This window comes from Amycolatopsis sp. NPDC047767 (assembly GCF_040704195.1).
Taxonomy (GTDB): Bacteria; Actinomycetota; Actinomycetes; order Mycobacteriales; family Pseudonocardiaceae; genus Amycolatopsis.
In genome coordinates, this window is record NZ_JBEYSJ010000063.1 from 1 (window position 1) to 10,370 (window position 10,370).

At 64.4% G+C, this 10,370-nt stretch carries 6 protein-coding genes; all 6 read right to left on the reverse strand.

Features of this window, described 5'->3' with window-relative positions:
- Nucleotides 1-216 precede the first annotated feature (216 nt).
- A complete protein-coding gene (locus tag AB0878_RS48290; RefSeq protein WP_366590174.1) occupies nt 217-936 on the reverse strand; it encodes a DUF2637 domain-containing protein in 720 nt (239 codons plus the stop codon).
- Nucleotides 933-2,003, reverse strand: a complete 1,071-nt coding sequence (locus AB0878_RS48295) for a tyrosine-type recombinase/integrase (protein ID WP_366590177.1) — start codon at nt 2,001-2,003, stop codon at nt 933-935. Before AB0878_RS48295 ends, AB0878_RS48290 begins: the two co-directional genes overlap by 4 nt.
- Before the next feature lie 113 nt (nt 2,004-2,116).
- Nucleotides 2,117-2,464, reverse strand: a complete 348-nt coding sequence (locus AB0878_RS48300; protein ID WP_366590179.1) for a hypothetical protein — start codon at nt 2,462-2,464, stop codon at nt 2,117-2,119.
- Between the two features lie 276 nt (nt 2,465-2,740).
- On the reverse strand, nt 2,741-2,938 hold the full coding sequence (locus AB0878_RS48305; protein ID WP_366590181.1) for a hypothetical protein: 198 nt from the start codon (nt 2,936-2,938) through the stop codon (nt 2,741-2,743).
- Between the two features lie 384 nt (nt 2,939-3,322).
- On the reverse strand, nt 3,323-4,045 hold the full coding sequence (locus AB0878_RS48310) for a hypothetical protein (RefSeq protein WP_366590183.1): 723 nt from the start codon (nt 4,043-4,045) through the stop codon (nt 3,323-3,325).
- Nucleotides 4,046-4,154: 109 nt separating this feature from the next.
- Nucleotides 4,155-10,367: an RHS repeat-associated core domain-containing protein gene (locus AB0878_RS48315; RefSeq protein ID WP_366590185.1), complete on the reverse strand. Its 6,213-nt coding sequence runs from the start codon at nt 10,365-10,367 to the stop codon at nt 4,155-4,157.
- Nucleotides 10,368-10,370: the final 3 nt, after the last annotated feature.

Below are 10,370 nucleotides of genomic sequence, written 5' to 3' on the forward strand. Positions count from 1 at the left end.
GGAACTCACGGGGATAGGGCTTGGGCACGATGACATCCTTCCAAGCAAGGCCGAAGCCTCACACATCAGGTGTCAACCAAACCCTGAGCAGACCCTCCTGCTCGGCACCTCAATTTGGTGCGTGTGCCCGGCCGCTGATCAATTTACGGAAATCAATACCGAAGCCAAGTGAGGTCACTGCGCTCCGGGCGGCGACCGAACTGGGCGTGTCCTCAGTTAGCAATGGTGAGCTGTTGATGCCCTGGGGATTTTGTTGGCTGCGCGCCATTCGCGCAGGATGCGTCGACCGTAGTTGTGTGTGCCGGCGACGCGGTCGAGTTCGGCGCCGGATGGTGTGTGTCCGGCGGCCGTCTGGCTGATGTAGTGGGCCCACATACGTTGCTCGGCGGTGCAGCCGTCGGGCTGAGCGTCGGAGGCTGGTACCGAGAGCAGGCGGACGACCTCGTTGGTCTCGATGCTGCGGTCGCCGACGAGACCGGTCTCGTCTCGCTGGTGCTCGCACCGGGCAGTCTCGGAGCTGGTCTCGGTGCCGGCGCGGCGTTTGAGCGCTCCGTTGAGCAACTCGACCGCCAGCAACAGCACCAACGGCGGGCACGCAGCGACCGTCACCTGCAGCACGCTGAGCATGGGTGCCGAGCAGATATTGGCAACCAGCGACAAGCAGATGCCGAACACGAATGCCAGCCAGGCGACCCACCGGCCCGACGCCCTGCCGGTCCGGTGGGTCTTCCACAGTTCCACTGTCGCGATGGTCAGCAGGCCGTCCACGAGCAGTGGCCAGATCGACGCGGTCACGGTGTCGGCGCCGAAGCGGAGCGCGAACTCGCGGCCGTGCCGGTAGGAGGCGTAGGCGGCGCCGAGGGCAACTAACCCGGTGCAGGCGCACTGGATGGACAGCGCGACGTCCTGGGTGAGCCGGCCGAGGATGCGGGTCATGTCCGAACCACCTTTCCGGGCAGGGAAACGGGCACGCCTGCCGGCTCGGTGAGGGCTTGCCGTGCGAGGGGGTGGGGTTCGCTAGTAAGGATTTGCAGGGCGGTGGCGATGTCGGTGAGGTCGGCTTTGATGTAGGTGATGGTGGCACTGTCGGAGGCGTCGGCATGGCCGGCGAAAGCATGGGCGGTGGCGTAGCCGAAGTGGCGTTCAACCCAGGTCAGGGTGGTGTGGCGCAGCCAATGGGTGGAGATGTTCTGCGTGCGGATCGAGGGGATGTGGCGGCCGAGGCGGTCCCAGAGGTGGTCGTAGCGGCGTTTGGTGATCGGCTCCCCCGTGCGGTAGCGCAGCAGCGGCCCGTCCGGATGGGTCGCACCCCTCTCCTCTGCGTGGGCGAGAAGCTGGCTCATGAGCGTGCGGGACACCGGTTGGAGCCGGCTGGTGCCGTCTTTTTCCCGCAGGAGCACGAGACATTGGGTCTCGTCGAGGTCTCGTGGTCGCAGGCCGAGGGCGCCGCCGCGGCGGCAGGCGGTCTCGGTGTGCAGCCGCAGCAGGAGGGTGTCCAGCCCGGGGTCGTCGCCCGTGGTCGCGGCGACCTCGTTGATCTCGACCAGCAGTGGTTCGTGCAGTGCGCGGCGCAGGGACGGGAGCCGGCGGGGTTTCGGGACGCGCCGCGCGGGGTTCTCAGTCTCGCGCAGGATCTCGTCGTTGACGGCGTGGCGGTAGAGGCAGCGGACCGCGGCGATGAAGTTTTCCGCGGCGCTACGGCCGCCGCGGGAGTTGCGCCGGACCAGCGCCTGCTGCTTCGCCGCCTCCGCGAGCTCCTTGATCTCCGTCGGCGTCGGCTCGTCCAAGCGACGGCTCCCCCACGCCTCTTCCAGCCGGCGCCAGTACGACGAGTAGGCCCGGGCCGTGGCCGCCGACACGGCCCGTTGGACGGCGGGTAGGTATTCCGAGATCGTCGGGATTGGCTTCCGCTGCTCTGGCTCGGACACCAGGTCGGCCGGGTTGATGCCCATCTTCGACAGCAGCAACCGGGCGGCGTCGAGTTCTGCCTGTTCAGCGGGCATCATCGTCACCGCCCAGCAGACTGGCGTGATACCCGAGAACTAGGCGTTCCAGCGACCGCAGCGGATGCACCACCAGCACACCGCGGGCCGGATCCGCGGCCAACAGCACACCATCACCGGCCGAGAGGCCACTGGCGGCGGATGATCGCCGGCAGCACCAGCGTCCGGCGCGAACCCAGCGAAAACACTCCATCCAGCGCCGGATGCATCACCACCGACGTGCCGACCACCGCCGCGGCCAACCGCACCGCCGACGGCCACCCAAGCCGGTCCAGCACCGGCCGCACACACAGCCGACCCGAGCGATCAACCCGGGCGATGTCGTACTCAAGCACGGTCGAGGGCTCGCGCACCACCGGCTCTGGCAGCGGCAGCCGCGACACCCCCGGCAACGCGACCGGACCCGCGGGTCCGAGTCCCGCTTTGGAGGAGGGGATCACGGGAGCGACGATCGGCGTCATGCCCGCCACCACCCGCGCGGCGAAGGGGCGACAGCACAAAGCCGACCCTGCTCCCGCAGGATCGGCTGACCGTGAAAGGATCGGTGAAAGTTCACCACTTTTTGTGTCCGAGGACGATCTTGCACGTTAACCACAACGCTCCGGATCCCCGCCTGACCTGCAGGTTCTCACTCGTCGGCCCCGAAGGCGCCCCAGGCCCCATGGGGTAAAGGTCCACTGCACGGTCCAGATAGGCGATCTCGCCTGAACAAGTGAATTTCTGCCGCAAGGCGTCCCTCAAGACGGCGGTCGCGGCGGCCGGCCGATGTTCTCCGGGCCGCGATCGGTCAGTGGGCGGAGTAGCGCGATCGCTTTGTCGATGTCGCGCTCGTTCCGGCTTAGCTCGAAACAAATGATGAGAGCGGAGGCGAGCAGGTTGGCGCCCGTCGGATCCGCCGCGTCGCCCGCTCCCGAGCGTGCGGTCTCTCGTGCCACGACGAATCCATCTTTCGAGGGCGAACGCTAGCAAAATCAGGCGACCGATGCGGTCCGCGGCACCCTGCCGAGCCGCGTCGGAATCCTGTTCCCCGGCGCCGACAAGGTCGTCCAGAACCAAAGTGTCGCCGGGAGGCCGAGTGCGCGCGCCGAGCCATCTGCACCAGGCAGAAAAGCACAGCTTGCCTCGACGAGCCGGACTTCATGCTGAATATTTCGGTTCACCGCTTGAATCTACCGCGAACTGCGAACCCGGAGCTCAACATCCTTTAGGGGTTGATTGATTGCGGGCGGGATGATCGGCGACAAGCGCTCTAGGCCACGAGCTGACACTCGCCCACCTCCCCAATGGAACTCTTCAAGAATTCAAGGATGTCGACTAGACTAAACCAGTTCCAACACCTCACTGCTCCACCCCAGTGACTGCGGTGAATGCCATGCAGGACGCTCACCTTTAATGGCGAGTTGACGTCCTTCATTGAAGTATTTACGATGCATTTCTCCGAGCGCAAGAACTCGCTGAATCAGTGACCTAGCCTCCTCCAAGAGACCTCGACTAACGAGAAATTCCACCAAGTCTTGCGCAAATTCGGTCGGTCGAAGGAGATCGTCCGAAATGGCAGTCGCCAGGCGCTCAGGGCTTTCGGACGATCCAAACCATGGCAACGCGACTTCTTTTACTTGCCCATACAGCCGATCGACCGCCTCAACCCTGCCGACAGGAACCGTGATGATCGCCCTGTAATCCCGGCAGATATCAAGGAAGCTAGTGGCACATAAAATTCCTTCCATCGCCCCTGGACGCTGCGCCGTACGGTCCGCATTCGACAGCCTCCATGCTCGCAGTTCATCATCGAAGACCTCCAAAGCGACGATTCCAAACGCGATGAATTTACCGGCCCTGTTCCAGTGACTAGACTCGAGCTCTATACGCTCAAGTCGGCCATCAAGTCGGCGCTCCAGGCTGGTCCGACTTTTGAGCCAACGAAATCCGTCGGGCTCCAACCGATGGGCCATCCACTCGCCGGCAGCCAGGAAGACATCGCTGGGCCGCTCCAGCCCAATCAGCCGCTCGGCAAGACGCGCAACCTGCTCATTAGTAGCCATCCCTCCATTATGCCGCATGCGCCAGGACTGACACAAACAGGGGGAGTCGCCCACCCGTAGGAATAACGCTCTTGAGAGCATCGCGAAGAACGCATGAGAACCTGATTCATCAAGGGTTACATAGACCACACTGCCAATGATCGATCTCGACCGGCATCCTCATCGTAGTACCCTGCTCAATTCCATATTTCCGCAATTTGCTTGTGTCAAGAACTGCCCCACCCCGGGAAAGCTCCGGATATCCGACCGCTTGATGATCAGTCATAGTGCCAGTTCCCACTTTGGATTCAACTGAAAACCAGTTACCATTTGCGTCTTTTGCGACGAAGTCCGCGATGAAAACATCGCCATTGCTGTTCTTGAATCGCACCTGCGGGGTGATATTCGTGTATCCGGCCTTGTTGAGCCTGTCAAATGTTGCCATCTCTCCGAGATCCCCATGCGGAAACCCGTTTACCGGACAATTCCCCACATTGTGCACGAGCACTGGAGTTTTCCCAGCAAGCACATAGTACGTGTGAGTGGTGTCAACGGTGAGGTTGTACGTGCGGAAGCTGCTGCTGTAACGGTAAAGGGTTCGGATGGTGGCATGGCCGTCGCCGGGCGTGTCAAGCAGGTCGCCGGGCCGGAGGTTGGCGGCGTCGGTCCAGGCATGGGTGGTGACGTCGTACCACAGGTGATGTGCGGTGGAGGTGATCTTCTTTGGGCCGTCTGCGGTGGCGACGGTGACGTCGACGAAGTCGCGGTCGGTGTCGGTGACGTGCAGGGCTGTGACGGTGTGAATCTCGGTATTACTGCTGTCGGGCTGGGCGTTGCGGACCTTGTCGCCGACCTTGACGTCCTCGATCGGCTTCTTCGAACCGTCGGCCATGAGCACTGCGGTGTCTCCGGCAAAGCTGTTGCGGCAGGAGGTTGCCGCGACGTCCTCGGCTGCGGCTCCGCCCAGTCCCCGCTGGGGCATGCCTTCGCCGACCAACAAGGGGACCAAGCCGAGTAATTCCTCGCCGAAGCCGGCAATTCGCGAGTCCCTTTGACACTTCTCGTAATTATCCAAACAGTAAGTTGCCGCAATTACTTTTGCGCCTTCGACATCATTCTCGTGGGTAATCAGATAGCCGCGCGCCTTTTCGCACCCTGTGCGCCCAAAACAAATACCCTCGTGATCGGATATTTCGTTTCTCCACCAGTCACCCCCAGACTGATGCATGACGGAATCAAACCAGAACATGAGGTCGGCGTGCTCAGTGGTCTTAGGTGCGTTTGCCTTCACCCAAGCGTCCGTAACCTTTTTCTCATACTGCTGCTCGGCGCGTTTATTTTGGGCATCGGCGGCCTTCTGAAAATCACCCGGCTCGGCTCCGTAGCCTTCGTTACGACATTCGAGCAAACTGCCCTTGCAGCCGACCGGAATAACCTGAGGTTCGAGACCAGATGGGTCACTCTGCGCGATCGGGCTATTGTTCGCGTACGAGTACCCATTTATCTGCTGTGGGTTCGTCGGATCCAGCACCGGGTCCAGCGACACGAAACGCCCGGCAGATGCATCGTATGCACGAGCACCAAGCTGCGTGAGCCCCGTCGAACTGTCCTCAGTCCCACCGACGAAGCCGCGGTCGCCGGGCAGGTCGGTGGAGGGTCCGCGCGGTGTACCGAACGGGGTCTGGCGGCGTTGGGTAACGCTCAGGTCGGTCGAGTTGATGGCCACCTGGCTGGTGCCCTGGTGGTCACCGGCCAACCAGGTCAACGTGCCCCCGGTGCGGACGGCGACGGTCGCGCCGCCGTGGCTGTAGTAGCGGGTCGTGGCGGCCTGGCCGGCGTTGTCGACGTGGACCTCTTGCCCACCGAGGTACAGGGTGGTGCCGGTGGGGTCGTGACGGAGCAGCCGGCTGCCGTCGGCGTCGTAGGTGTAGCTGGTTGTGGTCGCGCCCTCCGTCACGGAGTCGAGCCGGCCTTCGACGGTCCAGTCGAGGTTCTGCGTCGTCGACGTGCCCGGGCGGGTCTTGGTGTTGCCGACCTGGTCGTAGGTGTACGACGCATCCGGCTTGCCGGGGGCGCTGATCGAGTTCAGCAGGTGCGGTTTCGCTGCACCAGGGTCGGCGTAGTTGTACTTGCGGGTGACGTCGCCAGCGCTCGTGTGCTCGGTGTCGGTGAGCCGGTTGCCGGACTTGTCGTAGGTGAAGGACTGCCAGTACGGGGCCGGGCCCGACAAGGAAGCCACGTTCGGGTCGGTGTCACAAGCTCCGGCAGACGGGGTCCACGCGTCGGTCAGGCGCTGGAGGTAGTCGTAGCGGAAGCACTGGTTGTCCGCGGGCTGGTCCAGCGGGATGTTGGAGATCGATGTGATGTTGCCGGCCGGGTTGTAGGCGTAGTGGGCGTCCGACTGCATCGCGTGTGGGACCTCGGCGTCGACGACGCTGCGGTCCAGACGCCGGGTGTGGTCGTCGTAGAGGTACGTCAGCCAGGCTCGGTGGCCCTCTTCGCCGAGCTGCAGACGCTGGATCTCGCCGTAGGGGCTGTAGTCGGACGAAGTGACGTAGTCGTCGTCGCCGGTCGTGGTGAGCGGGTCGCCGAGGTCGTCGTAGACGTAGAGCATGCTCTCGGCGGTCGTGTCGGCGGTCGCGGGGAAGCTGGAGCCGCCGAGGCTGCCATCGGGGTTGTAGGACAGGAACGTCTGGTAAGAGCCGGCAAGCTTCGGACCCTCGGTCGCCGGAATGGTCATTGTCTGGATCGCCGGCTGGTAGAGCGGCGAGTACGCATTGACCTTCTCGGTGTAGGCGTTGCCGTTGACCCAACGGGTGGAGCTCGCCATCTGGCCGACGCCCTTGAACGCGGTGTCGTAGGCCCACTCGGCAAGCTTGGTACCGGTGGTGCTGCCCTGGTATTCGCCGGTCTTCCGACCCAGGTCGTCGTAGGTGTAGGCGAGGGTGACGTTGCGGGCGTCGGTCGTGCTGGTCTGCTGGCCGAGCTGGTTGTACGTGTACGTCGTCGCGCCACGGTCGGGGTCGTCGGCCTGCTTGAGCTGGCCGTGGATGTCGTAGGTGTAGGCCCAGTGGTTACCACTCGAGTCCGTAACCGACGCGAGCTGGTCGCCGGGCGTGTACTTGTAGGTGGTTTCGTCGTAGTCGCCGGTGGGCTGCGGGCCGTGGTACTGCCGCAACGCGGTGGTGTGGCCGCGTGCATCGGTGATGGTGGTCGTGGCGACGCCGCCGGCCGGCGGGGTCACGTTGGTCCGGTCACCGCCGTACGTGGTCGTGCTGCGCCACTTATCGGCGCCTCCCGCTTGGTAGATGGAGGCGATCGGCCGGCCGGCACCGTCGAACTGGCTCAAGGTCAGGCCGGGGATGTCGGTGTCACTGGCGACCCAGAGCTTGGTGTCGACGTTCTGGTCGTTGAAGAACGGCTGAGTCGTCTTGTACGCGCGGTTCTGCGAGTCGTAGCGGGTGTCCACCAGAAGCCGACCGCCGCCGGGCGCCGGTGTCTGGACCTGACGCGGCCGGTAGAAGCTGTCGTAGATGGTCGCCGACGTGGTGAACCGGCCGTTGGCGTTCACCTGGGTCGTGGTGACGGAGCTCGGCGCGTCGTTTCGGATGTCGTAGGAGTACCGCAGGCTTCCCTGCGGATTGTCCGCACGAGGTCGGTTCGGCTGCCACACCTCGGTGTTGCGGCCGAGCGCGTCGTACGTGATCTCCGTGACGCGCGCGTTGGCATCCGTGGTGGTCTTGGCCGCGCCCCACGCGGGCTCGAAGACCGTGGTGGTCTTCTGCTTGAGCGTGTTCGCCGTTTCGAGCTGCGTGACAGGTCCGCCGGTGGCGGGTGTGTACGTGCTGGTGGCCTCGTGGCCGGCTGCGTCGATCACCTTGGTAGTGCGGCCGTAGACATCGCGCTCGGTCTTCGCCGCCGTCCGGTACACGGGCTTTCCGGCGTCGTAGGCGTCCAGGTCCTCCGCCATTGTGACGTCACCGGTGCTGGGAGCGGCGCCGAAGGTCAGCTTGTCGTAAGTGGACCGCGTGTCGGAGGTGACGTCGCGCGGGTAGACCGGAGGAGTTCCGCAGGCGACAGCTGTGTTCTCGACTCGCGATGGGTACGACAGCAGCCACAGCGTCGAGTTCTGCGCGTACGTCGTGGTCGTGCAGCGGTCATCGGTGGCGTCGTTGACGTCCCCGAGGTCGTTCACCTGCGTAGGCAGGCCGTTCGCGTCGTACGTCGTCGTCGTTTTGGTGGTTCGCCAGCCACCGGCGGCAAGAGCGGTGAACGACCGGGAAGTGCCTGGGTGCACGATGTACGCGTTGTAGGCAGCCCGGGTCGCGGTCGGACCTTGCCAGCTGGGTTCGGTGATGGACTTGCCGACGACAGCCCCGTTGGCGCCGTTCTTCGTGATGCTCTCGAGCGTGAAGCCCTGCAACCAGTCTTCGTCGACGTAGCTGCCGTTCTCGTCGTCAGCCACCGAGATCGACCGCTTGCCGTTGTTGGGGAGCTTGTCCCCGTTCATGCCCCGGAAGTACCGGGTTTCGGTGTAGGTCTGCGGGCCGTCAGGGTCGTCAGGCCGCCCGGTTCTGACGATCACCTTCCCGAAGCCGCGGAACTCGTCCCAGCTCTTCTTGTCGTCCGGGGTGAACTCCGAGGTGCTGTAGTGCCACGCCGCGCCTTCGGGGTACTCGTAGCTCGTGAGCTGCTCGGTGCTCGAGCTGATCCGGTCGGACTGCACGATCGAGGAGACGACGTACTTCTGAAAGTAGTCGGTGCGCTCGGCGAAGCTCTTCGGCGCCCATGTGACAGGGAAACAGCGCTTGGTATTGGTCTCGGGGTTCGCCGGCAGCGACGTCGCGGTGCAGTCCGGATCGGCGTAGTTGACCGTGGTCACGCCGCCCGACTCGGAGACGATCGCGGACAGCCGGTAGCGGTTGAGCGGGCCGATGCCGTCGGCCTTGTCGACCCGGTTCGCGAGCTTCTTACCCTCGAAGGTAACCGGAGGAAGGGAGATCGGGGTACCGACGAGTCCAGTGCGGGTGATGCCCTTCAGCCAGAGGGCTGCCTTCTCGCCGTCACCGGGATCGGGGAACTGCTGATCGAAAGACCAACTGGTCACGTCGGCGTAGCCGGATCCGGACCGGACCTGCGCGGTGATCTTGGCGAGACGCTTCGTGGACCAGAACGTGGGGCTGGGGTGGTCCTTGCAGCTGGCCGTGTCGCATCGATCCGTCAGCGGTACGTCCGGCCAGTTCTCGGGCTTGTCGAACGTGCACAGACTGCCCGGCACACACCGGTCTGCCGGTGTGAAGACGACCTTGCCGACGGCAGGGGCGCCGACGTGGGTGTTCAGTCCGTACTGGATCTCCCGGAGCGTGCCACCGCGGACGTACGAGACGGGAGTGTCCTTGCCGTCCTGGCCGTACTTGTTGGTCTCGACGTCGTAGGTGTAGAGGATTTCGTTGCCGTGCGGGTCGATCACCTTGTCGAGGTTCCAGCGGTAACCCTGAACACACGACGAGTCTTCGAAGACGTTGTTCGCCGCGTGGCACGGTTCACCCGCGTCGTCGCCGTAAACAGGAACAGTCCAGGTGGAGTTCGCCGAGGCAGTCGAACCGAAGAAGTACTGGGTGCCGTCGACCGTGGTGATCTGCCAGGACTCGCCATCGTGCGCGCCGTTGCCCGAGCCGGTCACGTGCTCGATGCGGGCCCCGCTGTCACTGCGTTGCCGCCAGACGTTCTTGGTGGTGTCGTGGATCAGCATGCCGCCGGAGCCGTTGTACGCGGCGGTCGCGTTGTCGGACTTCCAGCACAGGTCACCGACCTTGGGCGGCGTCGTGCCGCCTTCCTTGTCTTCCTGGCATGAGCCGTAGGTGCGCTCCACAAATCCCGGAGCGAGGTCCCAGCCGTCACCGATCCACGAGGCTTGGTTGTTCGTGGCGCTGGTGTGCCCGTCGACGGAGGACGACGAATAGGACAGCGCCAAGCTCGGAGTCAGATCCCCGGGAACCGGCGGCACGTCGAGCGGGTACGACCAGCTGAAGTCGCCGGTCTGCGCAGTCACGTCCCAGGTCGCGGACGGGCTGAGCGAGGTTGCCCTGGTATCGCCGCCGCCGTCCGGTGCGGTCGAGCCGGCCGGCTGATTGCCGGTGAGCGCTTTCGTGGACGCCTCGTCGGGAGCCCGCGACGTCATGGTCTGCTGAGTAACCGGTGTCGACGGGTAGTCCGGCAGCTGCACGCTCGGACCGCCGGCAGCGTTGGCGACGCTGTTGGTGCTGACGGCGGTCAGAACAAGCGAGCAGACGAGCGCCGTGATCAGGCCGCGACGACCGCGGTGCGTCGGCGACGTGCGCATGGT